This window comes from Tautonia marina (assembly GCF_009177065.1).
GTDB lineage: Bacteria > Planctomycetota > Planctomycetia > Isosphaerales > Isosphaeraceae > Tautonia > Tautonia marina.
The window spans coordinates 1-25,419 of sequence record NZ_WEZF01000026.1 but is presented as its reverse complement, the minus strand read 5'-3'; the positions used below and the strand labels follow the sequence as shown (position 1 = coordinate 25,419).

Here is a 25,419-nt window from a genome sequence, read left to right as displayed (position 1 = left end):
TGCCTCGTGTGTCGGTCGTCATTCCGACGCTCAACGAAGCCAAGACGATCGGATCGTGCCTCGATCATCTCGCCGACCAGGGGGTCGATGAGGTGATCGTGGCCGATGCCGGCAGCCCTGACGGCACGGCCGATCGGGCGAGTCGGGCCGGGGCTCGGGTCGTGGCCGCTCCGAAAGGCCGAGGAGTTCAGCAAAATCGGGGAGCGTTGGAGGCGTCGGGAGACGTCTTGCTGTTCCTCCATGCCGATTGCCGGCTTGAAGGCGGGGCGATTGCCGAGTTGCAGCGGTTCGTCGCCCGGTGCCCGAAAGTGCCGGGCGGCTGCTTTCGGATGCGGGTGGATGGGCCGGAATGGGCCTTTCGCGCGATCGACGCCGCGGCGCACCTCCGGGCGGGAGTTCTGGGGGTTCCGTACGGCGATCAAGGGATTTTCGTTCCGCGATGGGCGTTTGACCGGGTCGGCGGGTTTCCGGAATTGCCCTTGATGGAAGACGTGTATCTGATGCTCCGATTGCGGAGACTGGGAAGGATTGCGTTGCTTCCGAAGCGGATTGAGGTCTCGGCAAGGCGCTGGCGGAACCAGGGGATTCTGGGCCAGAGTCTGCGCAACTGGGCCCTGACGGCGGGGGCCGCGGGAGGGATGTCGACCGAGACGCTCGCCCGGTTTTACCCGGTGGTTCGGTGAGGGTCGGGAATCTCGGGCGGTTGCGCACCGTTCTCTGATTCGATCCTTTACGGAGGGGCGGGGCGGGCATCCCCACAGATCATGGCTCCTGGTAAGATGGTGCCGAATGCGTCGTCGCTCGACCTGATTCGAGTGACGTCGGGGTCGAGATTCTTTATCTGCAGAATCCTCTGCGCTGCGTCGGGCGTGAGCCGGTCATGATGGGGTCATGGCTTCGGAGCAGCTTTCCCTGGGAGTTCGCACCTTGGCCGCGCGTCCCTCCGACTCGTCATCCGCCGATTCCAAGCCATCAGATCCTCATGCCGAATACCTTCGACGCCGCGATGCCCGACGGGCGGAAGCGAACCGATTGAGCGACCGGCATCGGAAGATTGCCGATGGCCGCTTGCTGGTCTTCGCCGTGGGGCTGGTTCTGGCCGTCGTGACGATTGGGCTGGGTTGGGGGTCGCCCTGGTGGTTGCTGGTGCCGACGGTTGTCTTTGTGGGCCTGGTGATCGCCTACGACACGGTCGGGCGATCGCATCGGCGCGCGGAACGTCGGGTCGCCTTCTACGAGGCCGGGCTGGCTCGGCTGGAAGACCGATGGCCCGGCCGAGGCGATCCCGGCAATCGCTTCTTAAAACCGGATCATCCGTTCGACGCCGACCTTGATTTGTTCGGGTCCGGATCGGTCTTCGAACGGCTTTGCACCGCCCGCACCGGCTCTGGAAAAACGACGCTCGCGGCCTGGCTGCATCACCCGGCCGAGGTGGACGAGATTCGAGCCCGGCACGAGGCGGTGGCGGAGCTGCGCGATCGGCTCGATCTACGCGAAGACCTCGCCTTGCTGGGAGACGACATCGAGCAGGGCCTGCATCCGACCACCCTGATTGCCTGGGCCAAGGCTCCTGCCGTCTTGCAATCCCCCTTGATTCCCCTGGCCGCCTCGCTGCTGGCCGTCCTGAACCTGGCCGCGCTGGCCGCCTGGATCGTGGGGATGGGGGGAATCCCGCTGATGGCAACGATTGCGGCCACCTTGATCCTGTCTCGATCGCTTCGGAATGACCTGGCTCAGACGCTCGGCACCGTGGATGAGCGGGCCGAGGAGCTACGATTGCTGGAATCGCTGCTGGCGAGGATTGAACACGAGCCGTTCACATCGGCCCGGCTCTTGATGATTCGAGACAGCCAAACGGGGGACTACGAACCGCCCTCTCGACAGATTGCGCGACTGGCCCGACTGGTGATGCTGCTCGACTTCCGACGGAACCAGTTGTTTGCGCCGCTGGCGTTTCTCCTGCTCTGGGGAATTCATCTCGGACTGGCCATCGAACGCTGGAGGAACCGATCGGGCCGATCGATTGAGCAATGGCTCGACGCCGTCGGTCAGTTCGAAGCCCTTTGCGCGCTGGCGTCGTATGCGTATGAGCGGCCGCACGACCCGTTCCCGGAGATCGTGGACGAGTCGGAAGGCCCGGTGATCGAGGCTCAGGCGCTTGGGCATCCGTTGATCCCGGACACCCAGAACGTTCGGAACGATGTCCGCCTGGGAGGCGCCGATGGCCCCCGTGTGCTGCTGGTGAGCGGATCGAACATGTCGGGCAAGAGCACGCTGTTGCGATCGGTGGGGGTGAACGTCGTGCTGGCGCTGGCGGGGGCTCCGGTTCGAGCCGATCGGCTGCGGCTTTCTCCGATGAGCGTGGGATCGACGCTCCGGGTGCAAGATTCGCTGCAGGCGGGGCGATCGCGGTTTTACGCCGAGATTACGCGGTTGCGGACGCTGGTGGATCTGGCCTCAAGCCCTCCCCCCCTGCTCTTTCTGCTCGATGAAATCCTGCACGGGACGAACTCGCACGACCGGCGATCGGGAGCACAGGGTGTGGTGAAGGGATTGCTCGACCGCGGGGCGATCGGCTTTGTGACGACGCACGACCTGGCGCTGGCCGAGATCGTCGCGGGCCTCGGGCATCGGGCGGAGAACGTCCACTTCGAGGACCATCTGGAAGACGGGCAGATGCGGTTCGATTACATCATGCGTCCCGGGGTCGTTCAGAAAAGTAATGCGCTGGAGTTGATGCGAGCCGTGGGGCTGGACGTCTGACGCCCCGCGATCAGGAACGATCTGGGGTCTGAGGATCGGTCGGCAGGTGCATGAACGTGCCGGAGCCGGTGGCGATGAGGCTTCCCTGATCGGTTCGGAGCTCACTGCGGACCACGGCGGTTCGTCGTCCGTTGTGCTGTACCTCGCCATCGGCGATGAGCGTATCGCCAACCCGAGCGGCTCGGACGAAGTGGACGTTGAGCTGCAAGGTCACCAGATGATGCCCCGGAGGGGAGTGGGCGAAGGCGGCTCGTCCCATAAACGAATCCAGCATGGCCGCCGTGACACCACCGTGCATCAGGCCGAGGCTTCGGAGATGCTGCGGTTCCACAACGAGCTTCACACGGCTCGGTCCTCCCGGTTGAGCAGGTTCGAGGGGAACCATGCCGAGCAGTTCCCAGAACCCACCGTAGGAGAGGTCGGCCGGAACCGGAGTGGGAGCGGAATCGGGGGGTGGTTGGTCCTCGGGAGACGCCATCGGGAACAATCCTCGGTCGAAAACGGAACGGAGCGGTGAGGAGCAAGGCGGCTCCAGTTTACGGGTTGCCAGCGCGGGTTTCACACGGCCACCGACGAAAAGCAGCCCCTCGCGTCGAGTGGCCTGAAATGAGACAATGAATTAGGTTCGGAACTGGCTGCGGCGGGTTCGGGATCACGATCACGCCCCTCGGCGTGGTCGATCATTGCCGGAGGATTGAGCCACGATCACGACTCAATCCACGGACAATCATGCGAAAGGATGGAGCGATGTTCGAACTTGTGAAGCGAACCCTGTTTACCGGCGTCGGCCTTGCGGCGATGACGAAGGAGAAGCTTGAGGAACTGGGCAAGGAGGTGGCTCGTCAGGCCGACCTGAGTGAAGCCGAAGCCGCCAAGTTCCAGGCCGAACTCGAACATCGGGCCACGACCGCGCAAGAGGATCTTCAAGCGGAGATCGACCGGCGCATCGAGCAAGTCTCGCAACGGCTTGGTCTGGCTCGGGCCGAGGATACCGCCACGCTTTCGGCCAAGGTCGCGGCCCTCTCGGCCCGGCTCGAAGCCCTCGAAGCACGTCTGAGTGCGGACGAATTGGCCTCCGACTCGGACAATGAAGGCTGATCGCTACCGATGCCCAGCACCTCGAATCGAGGATCGCCTGGAGGGCCCTCGGTGCTTGCCGGGCTCGACCCCGCCTCCCCGCAGTTTGCGACGGAGGCGGTTGGCGTGCTCCTGGAAACGGCCCGTGCGGTCGGGGCCAGCGACCTGCATTTCCAGCCGATCGCCGAGGGGCTGGAGATTCGCCATCGGATTGACGGCGTCTTGCAACCGATGGCCTTGCTTCCGTCACAGGTCGCACCCAATGTTGTGGCCCGGCTCAAAGTGCTTGCACATCTGCTGACTTATCGAACCGACCTTCCCCAGGAAGGGCGAATTCCCTCGCAACCGGGCCAGGCCGAGATTCGCGTCAGCACGTTTCCGACGCTCCTGGGGGAACGGGTGGTCGTGCGGTTCTTTGCGGAACCGGGGCGATTGCTCGACCTCGATCAACTGGGTTTTCCTGGCGATCTGCTCGAATCCCTGCGCTCGGCGCTGGTCGAAACATCGGGTCTGATTGTATTGGCCGGCCCCGCCGGAAGCGGCAAAACAACAACCCTTTATGCGTGCCTGCGTGCCCTGGCACATTCCTCGGCCGGCCACCGATGCCTCGTCACGCTGGAAGACCCGATCGAAGCGGCCGTCGAGGGGGTGGTGCAAGCGCAGGTGAACCCCTCGGCCGGGTTCACGCTGGAATCGGGGTTGCGCTCGTTGCTCCGGCAGGACCCGGAAGTGATCGCCGTGGGGGAGATCCGCGACCCCGACACGGCGGAGTCGGCCTTTCAGGCAGCCCTGACGGGGCATCTTGTGCTGACCACCTTTCACGCGGGATCGGCGAGCGGAGCAATCGGTCGGCTGGCTGAGATGGGGATCGAACCGTATTTGCTGCGTAGTGGGCTTCGAGCCGTCCTGGCGTTGCGACTCGTCCGGCGGCTGTGCCACGGCTGTTCCCGACCGATCTCGGCCGACGATCCCGCAATGCTGGGCCTTCCGCTGCAGTCGGCCCGAGTGGCCTCGGGCTGCGACGCCTGCCGAGGGACCGGGTATCAGGGTCGCATGCCGATGGCCGAATTTCTCCTTCCCCATGAGGGACCGGTTGCCCAAGCCGTGCTCAATCGAGCTGATGTGGATCGGATCGAAGCCGCTGCGAGGTTGTCGCAGATGGTTGGCCTGTGGGATCGAGCGCTCGAGGCAGTGGCCGCGGGCCGGACCAGCCCCGCCGAGGTGCGCCGGGTTCTCGGGCTTCAGACGCCCAAGAGGGAGGACGATCGCCCATTCCCCTCCTAACCCTACGGCATCGAAACACATGGACAGCAGGACTCCTTGATTTTTCCGCGTTCCCGAACTTTTTCAGCCGCCCCCTCGACAACCTGTGACAACTGTCGTAGAATCCCCCCGGTGAGATGATCCTGCCACTCGGGGGAGGACTGCCGACGATGTCGAGCCGGGGAGCGATTGATCGGCTTTCGATGGACGAACTGATCGCGCTGAACGAGGAGATCGTGGCGCTGGTTCGGGCTGGGGTGCCGATTGAGCGAGGGCTGGTGGGGATCGGTGGGGACTGGAAGGGGCGGCTCGGGCGGGTGGCGGAGGCCCTCGGCAGGCGGATGGAGGCCGAGGGGTGTTCGCTGACCGATGCATTCGCAAATGAGTCGCGCCCGATGCCGGATCTGTACCGGGCCATCATCGAGGCGGGGATGCGAGCGGGCCGGTTGACCGCGGCGCTGGAAGGCCTGACCACGTTCGTTCGATCGCAGACGGATCTGCGACGAACGATCACCCTTGCCATGCTTTACCCGGCGATTCTGCTGGTGATGGCGTATGGCCTGTTCCTCGGCTTTGTGACGGTCCTGGCTCCTCGGCTGGAACTGAGTGCGCGATTGCTGGGAGGTTCGACGGCCTCGCTTGCGGTGCTGAGCGCCCTCGGCCGGTGGGCGTGGATCTGGGGACCGATCGGCCTGCTGATTCTGGGAATCGTTGCCTGGCTGTGGATGCGATCGGGCCGGGTGTCAGCCCTGGGTCTTGAGGTCGGAGGGGCCTGGAGGCTCGTGTTTCCAGGGGTCAAAACCCAGATCGCACTGACCCGGTGCGGATTGTTCGCGGACTTGCTCGCGCTGTTGCTGGAGAACCGGGTGCCGATGCCCGACGCCCTGCGGCTTTCCTCCCGAGCCATCGGTGATGCGAGGCTGCGTGAGGCGAGCGACCGGCTGGCCGATGCGATTCAACGCGGCGAGCGATGGCCCAGATCGATGGCACCCGAGGCATCGCAGGCGTTTCCGCCGATGCTTCGCTGGTTGATTGGTTCGGGAGCCGTTCAAGGGGATCTGCCCCAGGCGCTTCGTGTGGCCGCCCGGACTTACCGCGATCGAGCGGCGGCTCGGGCGGAACTTCAACGGCTCGTCATTCCCACCGTGTTTCTCGTGGGGATCGGAGGGACCGCGGTGTTGCTCTACGGGTTGACGCTGTTCGTCCCGTTTACGGCTCTGCTGGAATCCCTGAACTGATCGCATTCGACGAATCATCTTAAAACAACGCGAGACCATTTATATTCCTAGATTTTTGGAATTGAGTGATGAATGAACCTCGACACCATCCTCCCGATTCCACCCCATCTGAAGCGTGCGATTCGTTGAACGCACGAGAGGCAGCGGACATGGTCGGGGCTGTGGGTGGGCTGGTCGGGGCCGGGGTGGCCTTGCCTGAAGGTTTGCGAGCCCTGGCGGAGGAATCGGAATCGGCGAGGGTCCAGCGGGGCCTGGTTCGCCTGGCTGACCGGATTGAGCAGGGCGCATCGCTCCGTGAGGCGATCTTGGTCGAGCGGGGTCAGATGCCGGATCACCTGCCGGGGATCGTTCTGGCCGCGGAACGCTCAGGTCGGCCGCAGGAACTCTTGCTTGAGGCCGTTCGGTTCGAACGGACCGACCGAGAATTGTTCCAGTATCTGATCACACGATTGGCCTATCCGATCCTATTGCTTTGTGCGTTTGCAGTGGTTTTCCAGGTCATTTCTCGGTTCGTCACCCTGGATCTGGTGGCGATATATGAGGATTTCGGCGTGCAGCTTCCCGCCTTGACCAGCGCGCTGGTCAGACTTTCCCGATGGGTCGATGCGACCGGCTGGGCGCTTCCCGTGGGAAGTCTGCTGGTGGTCGTGCTGGCCTGGCGATTCGCCCGTGGGGCGACGCTTCAGGGATGGAGGCGGGTTGCCAACGGTATTCCCCTGTTCGGGCGGATCTGGCGAAACGCGGCGATGGCTGAGTTCTCGGCACTGCTGGCGATCCTGCTCGATGCGCGATTGACCATGCCCGAGGCGTTGCTGCTGGCCGGCAAGGGGGTTCGTGATCCTGACTTGATGTCGGCATGTCTTGGGGCATCGCACGAGGTTGAGCAAGGCCGTTCGCTGCTCGACGCCGCTCGGCAGTACCGATTGTTCCCGACCGGGTTTGATCGGCTGCTTTCCTGGGCCGAGACCCACCAGGTCCTCCCCGATGCGCTTCGTCTGGCCTCGGAGATCTATCTGGCCCGAGCACGATCGCAGACCACGCTCCTCGGGGTGTTCCTCTCGGCGATGGCGGTGGCGTTTGTGCTGATTGGGGTCATCCTGGTCGTGCTCGGGCTCTACATGCCAACGCTCAAGTTGCTCTCGGAGTTAACGGGCGGACCCTTCTCCATGTTTTGGTGATTCTTCTTGATGAATACGTCTTCGAGTCAAGAATCTTCTGAGCGGAACCCGCTGCCTGCGGGGCTGATTCCGGGGGACGAACCGGGCCGTCCGCTCCCCACATCACGGTCGATGACGTTGCGCGATGCGATGCTCGTGATCGTGGTCGTGGCGGTCCTGGTCCGCCTTGCCATGCCGGCGGGTCTGGGGGTTGTCATTCTGCTGCTCGTTGTGGTGGTGCTGGCGGGAGTGGCAGGAGGCGTCGCCATGCTCGTTCGGGGCCGGTCGATTGGCTCGGAGCCGATGCTGCGAGTCGTCTCGAACGCGGTTGAGCGTGGTTTGCCTCTGGAACCCGGCATCGAGGCGTGCGGCGCCCTCTGCGGAGGGGGCATGCAACGGCGATCCCGGGCGGTCGTGGCCCTGATGGAGCGGGGAGTGCCGATAGGTGAGGCCTTCGCCCGCGTTCCCGGCTCGTTCCCTCGCCAGGGGATTGTCTCGCTCCGCATGGGGTGGGATGGCCCGGTGCTGGGTCAGGCCCTTCGGTCGTTGGGGCAGCGGCAATCGGCACGCCAACCGTTTCATGCCCACATCCGAGCTCGGCTGACGTACCTGATCTGGACCCTCCTGGTGATGCAGGTCGTGATCACGTTCCTGATGTTCTGGGTTGGCCCGAAAATTGAAGCCATCTCGATCGATTTCGGTGTGGAACTCCCGGCGATTACGCGGTGGACCTTTGCCCTGGCTCATCATCCTGCGGTGGGGCCGACCGTGGCGGCCCTGGTGCTCCTGCAACTGGTCGGCTTGCCGTTGCTGGCGTTCACGGCGTTCGATCCGATGGATTGGGGGTTCACGCTGGTCGACCGGCTGTTGATCAAACGCCACGGGGCAACGGTGCTGCGAGCCCTGGCCGGAGAGGTCGCGTTGAACCGTCCCATGCCGGAGGCCCTGGATCGGATCGCTCAGGCGCACACAAGCCGATTGGTTCGGCAACGGCTCCGGTGGGTGGCGGCTCGTGTCGCTCGGGGGCAGTCGTGGACGCAATCGCTGACCACCGCAGGATTGATTCGACCGAACGACGGCGCAGTGCTCGATGCGGCATCGGGTGCCGGGAACCTTGCCTGGGCACTGGAGCATCAGGCGAACGGGCTGGATCGGCGGGTCGGATACCGCGTGATTGTTTGGAGCCAGATCCTGTATCCGGTTGCCATCATTGCACTGGCAGTTCCGGTGGTTCTGTTCATGCTCACGTATTTTCTCCCCCTTGTGACCATCATTCGGGCGATGGCGTCATGAATTTCAACGTGTTCAATGGTTCGTCGAAGCCATGCGGACGTTCCCGATCGGGAAGTCCGCGGGGTGGGTTCACCCTGATCGAGGCAACGGTTGCCGTGGTGCTGTTGCTGGTCGGCATGACGACCACCTTGCAGGCGGTGTCGTGGATTGCCCGAGAACGTCAGGCGCTCGATCGTCGGGCATTGGCGATCCGGGAAACCGAACACCTGCTCGATCGGGTAGTGCGAACCGAGGCCAATGCAAACGCTCCCCTGAGCCTCTCTTCGGAAGGAGAACGGGCCCTTCCCGACGGTACGATAACGGTCGATCGGGAGGAGGAGGAGCAGGATGGCCTGACGATGCAACGGATCACCGTGACGCTTCGGTATCAGGACCGCCCCGGCATCCCCGCCTCGGTGGTTCGGTTGAGGACGTGGACCTCGCATCGGGACGAAAGCTCGGCAAAGCCTCCTGAGGAGCAGGCACCATGATTGCCCGACGCAACAGGCGAAGGGGAGAGCGGTCGGGCGTGGCGTCGCTCATCGAAGTGCTGGCCGCGATGACGATGATCGCGGTTCTGTTTGGCACGACCGCAAGCCTTCTGGCTCTGATGTTCCGCCTGGAACGCCTTGGACGGGACGATCTGGCGGCGACGATCACAGAGGGCGCGCTCGCCGCTGACGTTCGCGCGGATGTTCACGCGGCGTTTCGAGTCGAGCGGGAGGACGATCCCGTTCGACTTGTGCTCATCGGACCTGGTGACCGAAGGACAAGCTATCAGATGCAGGGACGTTTGTTGATCCGCGAGGATCACCGTCCGGGAGAGGTCGATCGGCGGGAATCGTATCGATTGCGGCCGGGGACGACCTTCTCGTGGGATCTTCAGGAATCGGACGGAATCCCGGTCGTTTCCCTGGTGCTCGACGTGCCCGGCACGATCGAGGGGGATCGGCGATCCGTCCGGATCGAATCAACGGTTGGCCGCGACCACCGATTCGAGGAGGACGGCTCATGAAGGCTCGGGCGAGTCGCCGTCGAGGGGGAGCCGCGCTGGTCGCCCTGGTGTGCTTGAGTGTGATGGGAGTGGTCGTGGTGGGCCTGCTCCGGGTGAGCAAGGCGAGGGCGGACCAACTCCGTCGAATCGAGTGGCAACGCCAGGCCGACTGGCTGGTTGAGGCGGGGCTCGAACGGGCCGCCGTTCGGCTCAAGGCCGACCCGACATACGACGGGGAAACCTGGTCGATTCCTGCCGACTCGCCAGGTCTCCGGGCGGCCACGGTGGTGATTACCATTGCAACCGATCGGGAGGGGGACGGCGAGGATGAGGCATTTCGCGTGCTCGTTCGGGCCGATTACCCGTCCGATGGAGCCGTCGACGACCGGGTTCGTCGAAGCAAAACGTTCGGGATCAATCCAACCCTCTGGAACAAGGAATCGCGCGAATGACCATTCAAAGGCGGCGAACGCGAGCGTTTACTCTGATCGAGCTGCTGGTCGTGATCGCCATTATCGGGGTCCTGATCGCGCTCTTGCTCCCGGCGGTGCAATCGGCGCGGGAGGCGGCCAGGCGGGTGCAGTGCACCAACAACCTGATGCAACTGATCCTGGCCTCGCAAAATTATGCGTCGGCGCACGAGGTGTTTCCGCCCGGTGTGATCGACGATCCAGGGTCGGGCCCGATCCCGAATCTTCCGGTCGGCAAGCACTATGGCTGGGCGACGCAGATCCTCCCCTTTCTGGAGGAGCGGAACGCCTTTGCCAAACTGAATTTCGACACAGGCTTGTATGCGCCGGCCAACGATACGATCCGGACAATGGAGAAACGCATCTTTTTGTGTCCGTCTGATGGACGCATCGGGACCGCCGGCCCCTCCTCACCTGCCCAGATGAGCTATGCCGGGAATCATCACGATGTGGAAGCGCCGATCGACGAGACGAACCACGGAGCGTTTTTTCTGAACAGCGCGTTGAAGGCTCAGGGGGTACCCGATGGTCTGACAAACACGATCTTCTTCGGGGAATATCGAGCGACCGGGGCTCCGACGCTCGGCTGGGCCTCCGGTACGCGGGCGACCCTGCGCAATACGGGGACACCTCCGAACTGGTCGGCTCGGTTTCCGGCGGGGATGAACCGAGAGGATCTGGGGGATGGGAGTCTCGACGCCATCGAGCAACAACCGGAGCAACCGGAGCAACCGGAGCAACCGGATGTCCCGGGGGACTTCCCGCCGGCCGCTTACCTTGTCGGCGGATTCGGGAGCAACCACCCCGGAGGAGCGAACTTTGCCTTCGGAGATGGATCGGTCCGGTTCGTGAAGGATACGGTGGATCAACAGGTGTTTCGCTACCTCGGTCATCGGGCCGATGGTGAGGTGATCAGCGATAACAGCTATTGAGGGAGGCGGGCGGTCAACGGGATCGGAGGATCGTACCGAGCACGTCGAGGAAGCGGTCGATCTGCTCATCGGTCCCGACCGTGACGCGCAGGCCGGGAGCGCGGCCGGGATAACGCATCAAGCGAACCAGGATCTTCTGCGCTTTCAATGCCTCATAGATCTCCTCGGCCGGGGGACCGCCCTCGCACCAGACGAAGTTGGCCTGGCTCTCGGGAACGGCGTAGCCGAGGGCTCGGGTGGCCTCGGTGAGGCGTTGGCGGGTGGCGATGACGCGATCGCGGATCGACCGGGTGTAGTCGGCATCGTCGAGCGCCGCCGCGCCGCCGAGCAGGCTGAGGGCGTCGCAGTTATAGGAATCCTTGACCTTGTTCAATCCTTCAATCACCTCGGGCCGGGCGATCAGGTAGCCGATCCGCAATCCGGCGAGGCTCAACCCCTTGCTCAAGGTCCGGGAAACAATGACGTTGGGCAGTTCGGAGACGAGGCCGATGCAGTTCTCGTCGGCGAAGTCGGCATAGGCTTCATCCACGACGAGGGTGCCCGGGAAGTGGCGAGCGATGGCGGCGACCTCGGCGGCGGGCAGCATCGTGCCGGAGGGGCTATTGGGGTTCGCCAGGAAGGCGAGCGGGGCGCCGGTGGCGGCGAAGGCGTCGGGAGTGAGGGTCCAATCGGGCTGAAACGGAACCTCGACGGGCCGGGCGTTCTGGATCTCGGCGAGGGTGTGATAAAGAACGTAGCTGGGGGTCGGGTAGGCGACCGGATCACCCGGCCCGACGAAGGCTCGGGTCAGGATGGTGAGGCAATCGTCTGAGCCGTTGCCGGCCAGGACCATGTCGGGGGAGACGCCATGACGCCGGGCGACGGCCTCGCGGAAGGCGGTTCCGGAGGGGTCGGGGTAGCGCCGGAGTCGACCGTCGGACAGGGCCGTCTGGATCGCCTCGGCCACCCGGGGGGAGGATGGGTACGGGTTTTCATTCGTGTTGAGTTTGATGATGCCGGCCGGATCGCGCGGCTGCTCTCCGGGAATGTAGCCGGCCATCCGGTCGATGTGCGGCAGCACGGGGGAGTCCTTTCTCGGTCGAGGCGATTGATCACCGAGGTTGAGCAAACGATCAAGGATCGGGCGTTGACTAGACCGCCGACGGGGTGTTCGCGTGCGAGGCGAGGCGTTGCAGGGGTTCGTCGTCGATGCGGTAGACGGTCCATTCGTCCATTGGTCGCGCTCCCATCGCTTGATAGAAGCCGATGGCGGGCTCGTTCCAGTTGAGGACCGACCACTCCAGGCGGCCACATCCGCGATCGACGGCGAGCTTCGCCAGCGAGGAGAGCAAGGACTTGCCAATCCCTCGGCTGCGATGCGAAGGCCGAACGAACAGGTCTTCGAGGTAGAGGCCCGCCTGGCCCCGGAAGGTCGAGAAGGTGTGGAAGAAGAGGGCCAGACCGACCGCTTGCCCATCCCATTCGGCGATCAGGGCCTCGGCGAAGGGACGAGGGCCGAACAGGCCGCGACGAACGTCGTCGGGGGTGGCCCTGGCATGATCGAGCAGTTGCTCGTAATCGGCCAGCTCCCGAATCAATTGAACAATCGTTTCACAGTCGTCGGGCTGGGCGGGACGGATGATCGCGGTCATGGGGGGTGGTTCGAACACAAAGGGGGGGAAGGAATCGATCAGGGTGGACGCATCAAACTCAGGGGCCGACCGTTGCTCGATCGGGACGCGACGGCGACCAGGATCATACCCGGAGTCCGCGTACGATTTCGAGACGGACGAGGCGATTGAACCCGCCAACGGCAGTGAACCATCGAGCCATCGGGGAACAGACCGAACCCCGATCACGAGGACTCGTCGTTCTCATGGCTCAGGCGGACGTCGACGCTGTAGCGGTGGGCGGTCAAGCCTTCCTTGTCGGCGAGCAGGCGAACGTCGGGGGCGAGGCGTTCGAGGCCTCGGCGATCGACGTGGATGAGGCTTGTTCGCTTCAGGAAGTCGTTGGAGGCCAGGCCCGAGGCCCATCGGGCGGTGCCGCCGGTGGGCAGGACGTGAGACGGGCCGGCGGCGTAGTCTCCGACGGCCACGGGAGTGAGATGGCCGAGGAAAATGGCGCCGGCATTGATCAGGCGATCGGCAAGGCGATGGGCGTCGCTGGTCGAAACGTGCAGGTGTTCCGGGGCGATGAGGTTCGTCAATTCGATCGCCTCCTCCTCGTCGCGAACGAGGATCAACGAGCCGAACTGTTCGAGGCTGTCTCGGGCCAGGTCGCCCCGGCTGAGCCGGGAGAGCTGGTCTTCGAGCGCCTCGATCACGCGGTCGATGAGATCGGCCTCCCAGGTGATGAGGATGCTTGCGCCCGGGGAGTGCTCGGCCTGGCTGATGAGGTCGGCGGCGACGAAGGAGGGCTCGGCGGTCCAGTCGGCGATGAGAACGACCTCGCTCGGCCCGGCGATGCTGTCGATGTCGACCTCGCCGTAGACCTTCTGCTTGGCCAGGGCGACGAACAGGTTGCCGGGACCGACGATCTTATCGACCTGAGGAATTCCCTCGACCCCGTAGGCCAGAGCCGCCACCGCCTGGGCGCCGCCGATCCGGTAAACCTCCTTCACGCCCAGCAGGTGACAGGCCGCGAGAAGGTCGGTGTTATAACCGCCGAACTCGGTGGGAGGAACGACGACGGCGATCTCCTCGACTCCGGCCGCCTGGGCAGGGACGACCGTCATGAGGAGCGACGAGGGATAGGCCGCCGCCCCTCCCGGCACACAGACGCCGACCCGGCGCATCGGGCGGTAGCGGAGAGTGAGCTCGACCCCGGGAGAGGGGGTCATGACCGCATCTCGGAGGAGGATGCCCGATTGAAAGGCAAGGATGTTGTCGCGGACGCGACGAACGGTGCGCAGGTATTCGCGGTCGGCCTTGCGGAAGGCTTCGGCCATTTCCTCGGCAGAAACCGCAAAGTTCGAGCGGTCGAGTGGTTTGCGGTCGAGCTTGGCGGTGTAGTCGAGGACCGCGTCGAGCCCGTGTTCTCGGACGTCGGCACAGATGCGATCAACGACCTGTTGGGGGTTGAGGGGCTCGCCGAAGACGGCGATGGTCAGTTCTCGACCACGGGGGCTGACCACGTCTCCCCTTGGGCTCAACTGGGCCCGGAGTGAGGCGATAGCCTCCCGAGCGTCGTCGGAGCTGGTGTCGATCCGGGTGATGTTCAAGGCAGGCGTCGTCGAACGGGGCATCTCCGCTCCCCTCTCCAAAAGCTCGGGAACGATTCCATTCTAGGCCCGGGGTCGAGAAGGCAATTCCAGGCACCGACCCTATCCGGGACTCACAGGGGGGTCAACGATCCGCTCGGCTCGGATCGCTCGTCATCGGAATCCTTCCTCATCGGAGGGAAAGGCCGACGATTGGACATCGTTGGCGTAGTGCGTGGCGGCCTCTCGGACGGTGGCGGCCAGCTCGGCGTAACGGCGGACAAATTTGGGGCGGAAACCTTCAAAGAGCCCGAGAAGGTCGTGCGTGACAAGCACCTGGCCATCACACGACGGCCCCGCGCCGATGCCGATGGTCGGAATCGTCAAGGCTTGCGAAATCGTCGCGGCGATCTCCGACGGCACGCATTCGATGACCAGGGCGAAGGCCCCGGCCTCGGCCACGGCCTGAGCATCGGCCAGCAGGGCCTCGGCGTCGCGCTGGACCTTGTAACGGCCCAGATGGCGGATCGATTGCGGCGTCAGGCCAATGTGGCCCATGACCGGCACGTCGGACTCAACGAGGGCTCGGATCGTCCGGGCCATCCGTCGCCCCCCTTCGAGCTTCACGGCCTGGCAATCGGTTTCCTTCAGCAACCGACAGGCCGATCGAACGGCCTGGCGGCGCGACTCGTGGTACGAACCGAACGGCAGGTCGGCGACGACCAGAGCCCGCCTGGCGGCTCGGGCAACCATCTCGGCGTGATAGATCATCTGATCGAGCGTGACCTTCAAGGTCGTCGCATGCCCCTGAACGACGGTACCGAGGGAGTCTCCGACGAGCAAGACGTCGATTCCCGCCTCGTCGAGCAAGCGGGCCATGGTGAAATCGGCGGCGGTCAGCGAGGTGATTTTCCGGCCTTCCCGCTTCCATCGGGAAAGCACAGGAGGGGTTACCTTGGGGTCGTTCTCAATCGCCATGAGAGGCTCCATCGAGGCCGGGCTTCGGCACAAGCTCGACCACGAACACATCGGGCCGATCGATCAAAATGCGGTAGTGTTCGCGGGCACGCCGGCGAAGCAAGGCACGACGAGGATCGGTGTCCTGGTCATCCTCAGAGCCGAGATCGGCCAGGAACGCTGCCCCTCGGCTCTGGTAAAACGCGACGAGGGCCAGCGGATCGTCGGGATTTTCCAGCCGCCCCGCCCACTCTCCGGCCGCCCGCTGGGCGGATCGAGGGGTTGTTTCCAGGCGGCAGCCGCGACGATCGGCGGTGTAGAGCAAGGCCTCCGGAGCCACGAGCCAACGATCGGGCGGGACAACCCGGCGCACCTGCTCGGCCGCCTGGTCGATGTTTTCCCACTCGACCGGAGTCTGCCAGGTCGAGGAGGAGCCGAGGACCGCCATCGCGACGAACGCGACTCCCAGGGGAACCGCCCACCCTCGGCCATGCTGCACTCGGGCCAACGCGACAAGACTCCGGGCAATCCCGACGCTCAACACCGGCGCGAGGACCATCCAATAGTATTCGTGATGCCACTTCCCCGCCAAGAGCACCAGGGCGAGCAGGGCTGAGGCTCCCCAGAGACACCAGAGCCGGTCGATGGGTCGGACCTTGAACACTCCCAGGATCGCGAGCACCAGCCCGATGGGCGTGAAGGATCGGATGAGCAGATACCGTGCCGCGGGCCGGTAGGTTTCCAGGTGAACCAGGGCCGTCGGCACCAGGGCGTCGAGCCAGATGCGCCGGTTGTCGAGCGAGGCACGCGAGCCTTCCCCTTCGGCCAGCAACGTTGACGCATGCACATACCAGAGGATGGCCGGAATCAAGGCCAGGAATGCCAATCCGATCGCCCATCGCCGCTTCGGACCGAGGATCACCAGGACAATCGGCACGAAGACGAACGCCGAGGTCACCTTGACCGCCAGGCTGGTTGCCAGGAGGAACCAACCGCCGACCAGCCAGCCTCGCCGCCCGCGATCCTCGTGGACGAAGGCATCCCAGCAGCGGAGGGCCGCCAGTTGCGTGCCGAGCATGAGGGCATCGGGCTGCACGGCCCGACCGTAGCGGATCATGACCGGCAAGACCGCAAAGACACCGATCGCCACCAAGGCAACCCCGACTCCTTCCCGACGTCGAGTCAGACCGTAGAGGCCCCAGGCTCCGAGGGTCGTCGCCAGGGCCGAGACGAGGCGACCGGAAACGCCGATCGGCCAGCCCGTCGCGCGGGAGACTCCGGCAACGATGGAGGCAAAGATCGGCGGCTCGACCAGGAACAGGTTCGGGAATGGTCCGGTATCGAGCTGGGGACGGAGAAATCCGGACCCGCGCTCAAGGTTGCGCGCGACCATCGCCGTGGGGATCTGACGGCCGACGTAGTTCTCGACAATCGGCTGATCGATCTTCCAGGCCCGCACCCCGAAGGTGAAGGCCAGGAGTGCCAGCAGTGCCAGCCGATCACGATGTCGCGTCACAATGCTCATTGAGACCAGGAGGTCGGCGTCCGATCCCATCGGTGGGCGCGAAGCGATTGATGCAGTTTCGGTTCCAGAGGGACACCGTCGCTCGTGGCAATGTTCGCCTCGACGTGCCGGAGCTTGCGCATGCCGGGGATGATGGTCGAGACGGTCGGCTCGGTCAGAATCCAGCGCAGGGCGAGTTCGGGCATGGTCATGCCTTCGGGAACGAGCGGGCGGAGCGCCTCGGCCCGATCGACGCTGGCCCGGAGGTTTTCGGGCACGAAGTAGGTATTCCGCCAGTCTCCTTCGGGCCAGGTGGAGTCGTAGGAGAGATTGCCGGTGAGCGTTCCTTCGTCAAAGGGAACCCGGGCGATGACACCGATGTTCCGCTCCTGGCAGAGGGGGAACAGCTCATCCTCGGGAGCCTGATCGAAGATGTTGTAGATGACCTGAACGGCGTCAACCAGGCCAGTCTTGATGGCCTCGACACCGTTGGTCGGCTCCCAGCGGTTGACGCTGACGCCGACGGCCTCAACCAGCCCTTCGCGCTTCAGGTCGTCCATGGCGCGCTGCCAACGGTCGTCGGTCGCCCAGGTATCTTCCCAGACGTGGAACTGGAGCAGGTCGATGCGGGGCAGGTCGAGGTTCGCCAGGCTTTTCTCGGCATACTCGCGGATGTGGTCGGGCGGGAAGCAGTCGTCGAGCGTGAATCCGCGGCGCGAGGGCCAGGTGAAGTTCTTCGGCGGGATCTTGGTGGCGACGTAGAGGCGACGGTCGGGATGGGCCTTGACCAGGCGGCCGAGCAGGCGCTCGCTGTGCCCCTCGCCGTAGCCCCAGGCGGTGTCGAAGAATGTGCAGCCCAGCTCGACGGATCGATGAAGGCTGGCCATCGACTCGTCATCGTTCGAGTCGACCCAGCCGGCCATGCCCCACATGCCGTAGCCGATCTCGGAGACCGACCACCCGGTTCGACCAAAGGTCCGGTAACGCATCTCGGATTCCAAGAGGTTTGATTCCAAAGAAACCCATGAGCGGCCGAACCAGGCTCCGGCCGCTCCGAGGGGATGGATTCAGTCCAGTTCCTTGAGGTAGATGTTGCGGAACTCCAACGGGTTGCCGTGGTGCTGAAGTTCGATCGTACCCTTGGCCGGGATCGGGCCGTCGTAGTCGGGCCAGTTTTCCAGGGCGACATCGTCGACCACCTTCTCGCCGTTGAGGAAAACCGTAACCTTTTCCCCCTTCATGATGATATGAAAGGTGTTCCACTCGCCGATCGGCTTGTCGGCGACCACCAGCGGCTTGCTTTCGCCGACCTTGTTGTTGAACAGGCCGCCGGAGCCGATTTCCGGTTCATCCCAGATCTGGACCTGGGGCTTGCCGCGCAGGTAGATGCCAGAATCGGCCTTCGGCCCGATCTTCCAATCGACGTACAGTTCGATGTCGCCGTAATCCTTCGCGGTGACCAGGCTGTTGCCTTTGCCATCGTAATGAAGGATGCCGTCCTTGACGGTCCAGTGCTCGGCAGCGTCGTTGTCTTTCTTCCAGTGGGTCAGGTCCTCGCCGTTGAACAGGGCGATGAAGCCTTCGGGCGGGGTGTTCAGTTGGCTCTCGTCGGTCGGGGCGACGAACAGCAGGGTGGCCAGGGCCAGGGCAGTCGAGACGATCACGGGCGCGGTCTCCGGGTCAGGAATCGAAGGAAGGGGGTTGAACACGTTCGCCGACCCCTCGGGCCGACGTCGGTTCTTGATTAGACCGCGAAGACGACGCCGTGTCACGACTGCGCCTCCGCGACCCTCCCGATTGACCCCTCGATCGCCCCACCCTAGACTCAACGCAAGGCTCGTGCTTGCCTCGGCACGACGGGCACCCCATCTTCCCCTTGCCTTGCACGCTTCCGGAGTCGTTTCCCGATGAATCTTCGTCCTCGATCTCGTCGCGCGTTTCTTCGAGGGACCCTGGCCGGTGGGGCCGCGCTCGGCCTCGGACTGGGCCTTCGTCCGGGCCGATTGTTCGCCCAGGAACTGACCGGAGCCCCAGGCCCAGGGCCGATCGGCGAATACAAGGTCTCGCTCGCCCAGTGGTCGCTCCACAAGCGGTACTTCGCCAGCGGCGACCCGGCGAAGGCCAACCTCGGGTTCCCCAAGGATACCCGAGAGGAGTTCGGCATCGAAGCCGTCGAGTTCGTCAATCAGTTCTTCAAGGACAAGGCCCGCGACGAGGCCTACCTGAAGGACCTGAAGCAGCGGGCCGACGACCAGGGGGTCGAATGCCTGCTCATCATGATCGACGGCGAGGGGAGCCTCAGCCATGAGAATCCCGAGCAGCGCAATCAGGCGGTCGAAAACCACAAGAAGTGGGTCGATGCCGCCAAGGCGCTGGGCTGCCACTCGATCCGGGTGAACACCGGCAACAATTACAGCGCGACCGAGGTGGCCGACGCCGTGGACGGATGCTCGGCGCTGGCCGAGTACGCGAAGTCCGTCGGCCTGAACATCATCTGCGAAAACCACGGCGGCCCGTCGAGCGATCCCGATTCCCTGATCGCCCTGATCAAGGGGGTCGGCATGGACAACTTCGGCACCCTGCCCGACTTCGGCAACTTCCCCTCGCAGGGGCCTCGGGAAGAGCACGACTACACCATCGACATCTACGACGCCATCGCCCGGTTGATGCCGTTTGCCAAGGGGGTCTCGGCCAAGTCGTTCGATTTCGACGACAAGGGGCATGAGATTTTCCTCGACTACCCCCGGATCATGAAGATTGTCACCGACGCGGGCTACAATGGCTACGTCGGCATCGAGTACGAAGGCGGCCGCCTCTCTGAGCCGGAAGGCATTCTGGCCACCAAGCGGCTGCTCGAATCCCTCTCCGGAGCGACGTACGAGCCGAAGGGCTGATCGCGGAGCGTTTCACGCCACGCCGCGTCCTACCGAGGCCGGGCCGGGCCGCTCCTGAAGATGCGACCCGGCCCCGGCTTCCATCACGGTTCGACAACGCCGACCCCGAAACCGCGGGATCGTTCCGCTGTCCGACGTTGTTGCGAGACGAAGCGGCCTCCGAGAGCACTGCTTTTCCAGCCCAAAGAGCCGAGATCCATGGCGCACCTGGCGAAACACTACGGTCCCGTGTTCCTGCTTGCCACGCTCATCGGCCACGGTCAGCCGCTCTCCGCGCACGATCAGGGTCAAACGCTCTGGATTGAGGCAGAACGGCCGAGCCGATCGACCATGATCCGCCACCCGCAGTGGTACGACCGGGTCAAGACGGATCAGCTGTCCGGAGGCGACTGGCTCTCTCACTTCTCCGACGATCGGCCCGGCACCGCCGAGTACAACCTCGACATTCCCGAGGCGGGGCGCTATGCGTTCTGGCTTCGGGCGAATCCGGTCCAGACGACCCTCGACTACCGGATTGACGACAACGAGTGGCAAACGGTCGACTTTTCCCAGGCCGACCAGCAGGTCAATGTCGCCGACGACGACAAGCCCGACCTCCGGTTCGTGGCCTGGGTTCGGCTCGACGACCTGGAACTCGACGCCGGTCGGCACATTCTGGCCGTTCGATCCCGAAGCGCGTTGCACCATCATGGCGCGATCGACGCCTTCGTGCTCACGACCGAAGCGTTCGTCCCCCGAGGGCTGGATCGCCCCGGGGCCTCGGACCTGACCGTCTTCGGCGGCGCAGGGACCTGGCCGTTCCGGCCGGAACGAGACACCTTCCGCGACGATGCCCTGCTCGACCTCCGATCCTTGAATGAGGAGGTCGCCGGGCAGAACGGATTCGTCCGACGAACCGAGGACGGCAACGGATTCGTTCTGGGGGATGGCTCGCCCGTACGGTTCTGGGCCGTCACCTCCTACGTGCAGCGGCAAGGGGACCTGGACACGGTGAAGCACCACGCCCGCTTTCTGGCCAAGCGAGGCGTGAACATGGTCCGATACCACGGCCACCTCGAACCGAAGCCCAAGGACACTCCGGAGGCCTCGCTCTCCGACCCCGACCCCAAGGAACTCGACCAGGCCTGGAAGCTGGTCGCGGGGATGAAGGACGCGGGCATCTACACCACGCTCAGCCCCTACTGGGCCTCCAACTTCAAGCAGGTGCCCGCCCGATTCGGTCTGGAAGGATGGCCGGAGGATCAGAGTCCCCAGGGGCTCCTCTTTTTCAACCCGACCCTCCAGCAAGCGTACAAAGCCTGGCTTCGGAAACTGCTGACCACCCCCAATCCGTACACCGGCATTCCCCTGGCCGAGGATCCGGCCCTGGCGATCATTCAGCTCCAGAATGAAGACTCGATGCTGTTCTGGACCATGCAGAGCGTCAAGGGACGCCAGCTTGAATTGCTCGGCAAGCAGTTTGGCTCGTGGCTTGTGGCCAAGTATGGATCGCTCGATGCCGCACTTCGGGCCTGGAAGGGCGACCGGATGCCCGAGGACGACTTCGATCGGGGAGTCGTCGGCATTCACATTGTCTGGGAGTGGACTCAATCGCGGAGCGGAGGCCGCAAGGCTCGGCTCGACGATCAGTTGCAGTTCTTCGGCGAGACGATGTACGGCTTCAACCAAGAGATTGCCCGCTACCTGCGAGAGGATCTCGGCTGCCGCCAACTGATCAATGCCGGCAACTGGAAAACGGCCGACCCGATTCGCCTGGAAGATGTCGAGCGCTGGTCGTACACGGCGAACGATATTATCGCAGTCAATCGCTACTACAGCCCGGTGCACCTCGGTCCCGATCGCGGCTGGCGGATCAACGCCGGCGACCGCTTCGCCAACACCTCCGCCCTGCTCGATCCGAGGAGCTTGCCGACGAACATCAAGCAGGTTTCCGGGTTCCCGACCATGCTGACCGAAACTCGATGGGTTCCGCCGCTCAGCTACCAGGCCGAGGCACCGTTTCTGGCCAGCGTTTACTCGGCGTTGACCGGCATCGACGGCTTCGTCTGGTTCTCGACCGGAGAGTCGGAATGGTCGATCGAAGACCGCGCCGACTGGAACGCGGCCTCGCGCAAGAAGTGGGAAATCGCCACGCCGATGGTGCTCGGGCAGTTTCCGGCCGCGGCGTTGATCTATCGACTCGGATACGTGACCGAAGGGGAGCCGGTCGTGGTTGAGCATCGCCCCCTCGACGACCTCTGGCAGCGTGAACCGCCGATCATTGCCGAGGATCCCAGCTACGACCCGAACCGCGACCTGGGCGACTCGGCCCGACGGGTCGAGCCAACCGGACCGGGAGCGGTCGATCCCCTCGCCTTCCTCGCGGGGCCGGTGGTCGTCTCGTACGATTCCGACCCGAGCCGGTCGGAAGTGGCCGACCTCGACGCCTTGATCGCTCGCGATCGGCAACGGGTGGGGAGCGTGACGGGGCAGGTGGTTCTCAACTTCGGCCAGGGGCTTTGCGGCCTGAATGCGCCGAAGGCCCAGGGAGTCGTTGGGTTTCTTGATCGGGTCGAGACGTTCTCACTTCGAGATGTGACCATCTCGTCGAAGAATCCGTATGGAGCCGTCCTCGCCGTCTCGCTCGATGGAGAACCGCTGGCGACGAGCCGATCGATTCTCGTCCAGATCGGGACCGAGGCGCTGCCGACTGGGTGGACGACCCACGAAACGACGTTCACCACCGATGGCGGCCGTCGCGAGGTCGAGGGGTTCGAGATTGTCGAAACCGGCCGGATGCCCTGGGCGATCACCCGGGCCGACGCCTCGATTCGCGTGCGAAACCCGGCGTTGACCTCGGCCGTTGTGCTCGATTCGAACGGGGTCCCCGTTCGGTCGCTCGACGTGACCACCGAAGACGGTGCCCTGGACGTTGCGTTGCCTCCCGATGCCCTTTATGTCGTTCTGCAGGCCGACTGAGTCTCCCGATCAACGCGTTTCCGAGGGCGTTCCCTCGACGGCGGGAAGACTGCCGAGCTTGACGCGAAGCTTGTCGATCAGGTCGGCCCTGGCATCGCGGGCGAACCGTTGCTCGATTTCGAGGCTGGGCTCACGCCCGATCTCCAGGCGACTGGATTCCATCGCGCTGAGTCCAGGAAGTGGGACTCGGGTTCTCGCCTCGAAATAGTCGCTCCAAAGGGTCTGGCCAGAGTGGTCAAGCTCCAGCTCGGTTCGAATCAAGGCGGTCTGGTGTGCGGATTGGAGATACGAGGCGCCGTATTGCTCGGTCAGCTGGGTTTGAAAGCGGAACGGAGCCTCGTTCCAGAGTTCCGCGAGCGATGAGTTTGGAGGGGCAACCACATAGCCGCGTCGGTGCAGCCCGTCCTGAATGACCTGGCGAAGGTCTGAGAGAAAGGTCTCCGCGGGTGGTCCGGTCGGTCCCGGGGTCAGGTCGATCGGTTCGATCCTGATGCCTCGCGTCTCCACAATCGCGGCCACAAAGCTCCGGAGGCGATCCCGAGCGGAGGCCATCGGGGAGGCCGGCGGAGGAGCAAGGTCCTTCGCCAACTGATCGGCAAACGCAAGCGCACTGGCCGGATTTCCAGAGGCGAGCGCGGCCTCGGCCTGGGTCAATTGCCGGCTGGTCCATCGCTGGGCGGCCTCGGAAACGGCCAGTTCCGATCGGCTGTTCAGAGGGCTCAGGGCCGGGTCGGAGTTCACCCGATCGGCCACCGCTCGGGCCTGGTTCAGGGCCTCCCGAGGCGGTTGATTGGCCAGGGACTCCAGTTGAGCCGAGACATCGGCGCGTGCCAGTTCATCACGACGAAGGGCCAGGCGATCGAGGCCGCCCGGCGGGTCGATGGCAGACTGACGGGCCAAGGTGAGCGCCGCGTCGGCGGCGAGGAAGGCGGTTGAGCGATCCCCGGCCTGCTCGGCCTGCTCCATCTCCGCGACAGCCTGAGCGATGGCCTCGGCCCGATCGGCTCGAAGGGATGCTTGCCACCACCGCCAGGCGAGGACCGGAACCAGCACGGCAACCACGAGGCCGAAGGCCAGCGGCCCCCACCGCCGCCATCGCGATCGCTTCGAACGCCGCCGTCCGACGTGCCTGGGGAAGAACGGGACTTCGACCAGAGTTCCACAACCCCGACAACGAACCTGACGCCCGGAAGAGCGCGTCTTCAGCCGGAGCTTCCGGCCACATTCGGGGCAACCGAACGCCACTGACGTCCCCATCCGCGCCCCCGTCGATCCGAGTCCAGCTCGTTCGTGATCACAGTTCAAGGATGCGACGGAGCGGGCAGCACCTCCTCATATTCCTCGCTCGACGAGGTCAAACGCCGGCGGGGTTCTCTCTGATGCACCGGCACGAGGGTCAAGAGGAATCAGTCGAGTCGATGTTGCACAGCGTTGCTCCCGATTCATCTTACGTCGCGAGGAGGGAATCGGGGAACGCCTCTCCGCATTGCGAACCGAGATCAGCGGATACCCGCGGTGCATTGCTCAATCAGCCAGGAATCGACATCGGAGAGCATCGGGGGGGTGATGGTTCGAGCCGCGTTGTAGACCCGAGAGGTGATGGGAAGGCCGGCGTTGCGCAGGAGCCGGTCGTCCTTGATCGCATCCTGAATCGGCGCTCGGGCGTTCCAGAGTCCATGCAGGGAGAGGATCGGGAGCGAGCGACAGGCTTCCCAGCGAGCAAGAGGGCGGAACCCTCGGGGGATCCAGCCATTCAAGGCGACCACACCCGCGAATCGCTCGGGGTGCGTCAAGCCGAGGCGAAAGGCGACGGCTGCCCCCTCGCCGCTGCCGACCAGAAAGATTCGTTCGGAATGCACGTGCAAGGCCCGCATGGTGCGGCAGACGGCGGCAAAGAGGGTATCTTCAATGGAGTCGAAGGAGTCGGCCGCGCCGTGCGTCATGAAGCGATGGAGCATGGCGTCCGGCTCGATCTCCTCCCAGTGCGGGCCGGGCCTGCGGCGTGGGTGCCGGAAGGAGGCTCCCCAGTCATAGCCGGCGACCTTTCCCGCGCGATGGACGGGATCGGGACCGCGAAGTCCCAGGCCCACATAATTTCGCCAGCTCATTGTCGGCATGGCGTCGACGAGCTGCTGTTCGTCGCCGCCCCGACCATGCAGGAGCACGAGCAAGGGATAGGCGTAGTTCGGCTCGTACCGGTGAGGGATGAAGGTCGCTTCGACCGACGTCTCCGCCCCGATCCCGGACGACCGTTCCATCGAGCCGGGCGTCCGGCGTTCCTGAAACATGGTGCGGGCTCCTCTCGGCAGGTGCAACTCGTCAGGGACACTCGACAGTCACGATCCGGAACGGTGAGTCGGGAGGCTCAACCTCCGTCCTGACCGGGCTCGACTGCGGGTCATCTCGTGGGTGTGCGACACTGGTGAAAGCATAGCCAGGAAATTGCCGTCCTTCAACATTTTACCCAGTTCATGATGCCGATTCGGGGGTATCATTCCGGCCGTTGGGAACGTACGCAATCTGCGGGATCGACGGAACTTAGGTAATGACGGGTCGACGCAAGTGATCGGAGGGGCGATCCCAGGCGAGGGACCGCCCCGAGAGGTTGCGAGATCAGGCCTGATGGTGCGGGGTTCCGCCGGGGTGTCTGGGGGGGAAGGCGGGCAGAACGGGACGGCGGGGCGGCAGGTTTTGGCGCCGTTGTTCCATTTGCTGGCGGAACGCCTGGAGGCGGTTTCGGAATTCCTGGATCCGCTGCT

General features: G+C 64.5%; 23 protein-coding genes. 13 read left to right on the top strand and 10 right to left on the bottom strand.

All coding sequences use genetic code 11. From position 1 onward, the window contains the following. Positions 1-8: 8 nt before the first annotated feature. Both GA615_RS23850 and GA615_RS23845 read left to right on the top strand, forming a co-directional pair. Complete coding sequence (locus GA615_RS23850; RefSeq protein WP_161602522.1) at positions 9-683, top strand: TIGR04283 family arsenosugar biosynthesis glycosyltransferase; 675 nt, start codon at positions 9-11, stop codon at positions 681-683. Positions 684-1,032: 349 nt separating this feature from the next. After that, positions 1,033-2,763, top strand: a complete 1,731-nt coding sequence (locus tag GA615_RS23845) for a MutS-related protein (protein ID WP_235905649.1) — start codon at positions 1,033-1,035, stop codon at positions 2,761-2,763. Positions 2,764-2,773: 10 nt separating this feature from the next. Here the strand turns inward: GA615_RS23845 and GA615_RS23840 are convergent, their stop codons facing one another. Next, positions 2,774-3,241, bottom strand: a complete 468-nt coding sequence (locus GA615_RS23840; protein ID WP_152053844.1) for a PaaI family thioesterase — start codon at positions 3,239-3,241, stop codon at positions 2,774-2,776. Positions 3,242-3,510: 269 nt separating this feature from the next. Here GA615_RS23840 and GA615_RS23835 point away from each other — a divergent pair, with 269 nt between their 5' ends. From GA615_RS23835 to GA615_RS23795, 9 genes are all read left to right on the top strand, one after another. After that, positions 3,511-3,861: a phasin family protein gene (locus tag GA615_RS23835; protein ID WP_161602521.1), complete on the top strand. Its 351-nt coding sequence runs from the start codon at positions 3,511-3,513 to the stop codon at positions 3,859-3,861. A gap of 51 nt (positions 3,862-3,912) precedes the next feature. Then, complete coding sequence (locus tag GA615_RS23830; RefSeq protein ID WP_235905648.1) at positions 3,913-5,124, top strand: GspE/PulE family protein; 1,212 nt, start codon at positions 3,913-3,915, stop codon at positions 5,122-5,124. 149 nt (positions 5,125-5,273) lie between these two features. Beyond that, on the top strand, positions 5,274-6,341 hold the full coding sequence (locus GA615_RS23825) for a type II secretion system F family protein (RefSeq protein ID WP_161602520.1): 1,068 nt from the start codon (positions 5,274-5,276) through the stop codon (positions 6,339-6,341). A 149-nt stretch (positions 6,342-6,490) separates the two neighbouring features. Further along, complete coding sequence (locus GA615_RS23820) at positions 6,491-7,519, top strand: type II secretion system F family protein (RefSeq protein ID WP_161602519.1); 1,029 nt, start codon at positions 6,491-6,493, stop codon at positions 7,517-7,519. A gap of 9 nt (positions 7,520-7,528) precedes the next feature. Next, entirely contained in the window at positions 7,529-8,791 is a 1,263-nt protein-coding gene (locus tag GA615_RS23815; RefSeq protein WP_152053839.1) for a type II secretion system F family protein, read from the top strand. After that, complete coding sequence (locus GA615_RS23810) at positions 8,788-9,261, top strand: type IV pilus modification PilV family protein (protein ID WP_152053838.1); 474 nt, start codon at positions 8,788-8,790, stop codon at positions 9,259-9,261. Before GA615_RS23815 ends, GA615_RS23810 begins: the two co-directional genes overlap by 4 nt. Continuing rightward, entirely contained in the window at positions 9,258-9,785 is a 528-nt protein-coding gene (locus tag GA615_RS23805) for a hypothetical protein (protein ID WP_152053837.1), read from the top strand. Before GA615_RS23810 ends, GA615_RS23805 begins: the two co-directional genes overlap by 4 nt. Next, positions 9,782-10,216 (top strand): hypothetical protein, encoded by a 435-nt coding sequence (locus GA615_RS23800; RefSeq protein WP_152053836.1) that lies wholly within the window; start codon positions 9,782-9,784, stop codon positions 10,214-10,216. Before GA615_RS23805 ends, GA615_RS23800 begins: the two co-directional genes overlap by 4 nt. Beyond that, entirely contained in the window at positions 10,213-11,166 is a 954-nt protein-coding gene (locus GA615_RS23795; protein ID WP_152053835.1) for a DUF1559 domain-containing protein, read from the top strand. Before GA615_RS23800 ends, GA615_RS23795 begins: the two co-directional genes overlap by 4 nt. 13 nt (positions 11,167-11,179) lie before the next feature. On the opposite strand, the gene hisC is transcribed toward GA615_RS23795, so the two are convergent. The 7 genes from hisC to GA615_RS23760 form a co-directional block, all read right to left on the bottom strand. Continuing rightward, the gene (gene hisC / locus GA615_RS23790) at positions 11,180-12,226 is read right to left on the bottom strand and encodes a histidinol-phosphate transaminase (protein WP_235905646.1); all 1,047 of its coding nucleotides are present in this window, start codon (positions 12,224-12,226) and stop codon (positions 11,180-11,182) included. 70 nt (positions 12,227-12,296) lie between these two features. Further along, positions 12,297-12,797, bottom strand: coding sequence for a GNAT family N-acetyltransferase (locus GA615_RS23785; protein WP_152053834.1), 501 nt, complete (start codon positions 12,795-12,797; stop codon positions 12,297-12,299). Between the two features lie 203 nt (positions 12,798-13,000). Next, positions 13,001-14,392 (bottom strand): histidinol dehydrogenase, encoded by a 1,392-nt coding sequence (hisD, locus tag GA615_RS23780; RefSeq protein ID WP_152053833.1) that lies wholly within the window; start codon positions 14,390-14,392, stop codon positions 13,001-13,003. Between the two features lie 129 nt (positions 14,393-14,521). Further along, positions 14,522-15,325 (bottom strand): 3-methyl-2-oxobutanoate hydroxymethyltransferase, encoded by an 804-nt coding sequence (panB, locus tag GA615_RS23775; RefSeq protein WP_152053832.1) that lies wholly within the window; start codon positions 15,323-15,325, stop codon positions 14,522-14,524. Next, positions 15,315-16,829: a glycosyltransferase family 39 protein gene (locus GA615_RS23770; RefSeq protein ID WP_161602518.1), complete on the bottom strand. Its 1,515-nt coding sequence runs from the start codon at positions 16,827-16,829 to the stop codon at positions 15,315-15,317. The genes panB and GA615_RS23770 overlap by 11 nt, the downstream gene beginning before the upstream one ends. Continuing rightward, positions 16,826-17,797, bottom strand: a complete 972-nt coding sequence (locus GA615_RS23765) for an aldo/keto reductase (RefSeq protein WP_152053830.1) — start codon at positions 17,795-17,797, stop codon at positions 16,826-16,828. Before GA615_RS23765 ends, GA615_RS23770 begins: the two co-directional genes overlap by 4 nt. 78 nt (positions 17,798-17,875) lie before the next feature. Continuing rightward, a complete protein-coding gene (locus GA615_RS23760; RefSeq protein WP_152053829.1) occupies positions 17,876-18,472 on the bottom strand; it encodes a 3-keto-disaccharide hydrolase in 597 nt (198 codons plus the stop codon). 243 nt (positions 18,473-18,715) lie between these two features. Here GA615_RS23760 and GA615_RS23755 point away from each other — a divergent pair, with 243 nt between their 5' ends. Both GA615_RS23755 and GA615_RS23750 read left to right on the top strand, forming a co-directional pair. After that, positions 18,716-19,702: a sugar phosphate isomerase/epimerase family protein gene (locus tag GA615_RS23755; protein WP_152053828.1), complete on the top strand. Its 987-nt coding sequence runs from the start codon at positions 18,716-18,718 to the stop codon at positions 19,700-19,702. Positions 19,703-19,900: 198 nt separating this feature from the next. Beyond that, on the top strand, positions 19,901-22,660 hold the full coding sequence (locus GA615_RS23750) for a hypothetical protein (protein ID WP_152053827.1): 2,760 nt from the start codon (positions 19,901-19,903) through the stop codon (positions 22,658-22,660). 9 nt (positions 22,661-22,669) lie between these two features. Here GA615_RS23750 and GA615_RS23745 read toward each other — a convergent pair whose 3' ends face one another. Next, positions 22,670-23,713: a hypothetical protein gene (locus GA615_RS23745; RefSeq protein WP_152053826.1), complete on the bottom strand. Its 1,044-nt coding sequence runs from the start codon at positions 23,711-23,713 to the stop codon at positions 22,670-22,672. Between the two features lie 446 nt (positions 23,714-24,159). Further along, positions 24,160-24,948, bottom strand: coding sequence for an alpha/beta hydrolase (locus tag GA615_RS23740; protein ID WP_152053825.1), 789 nt, complete (start codon positions 24,946-24,948; stop codon positions 24,160-24,162). Positions 24,949-25,419: the final 471 nt, after the last annotated feature.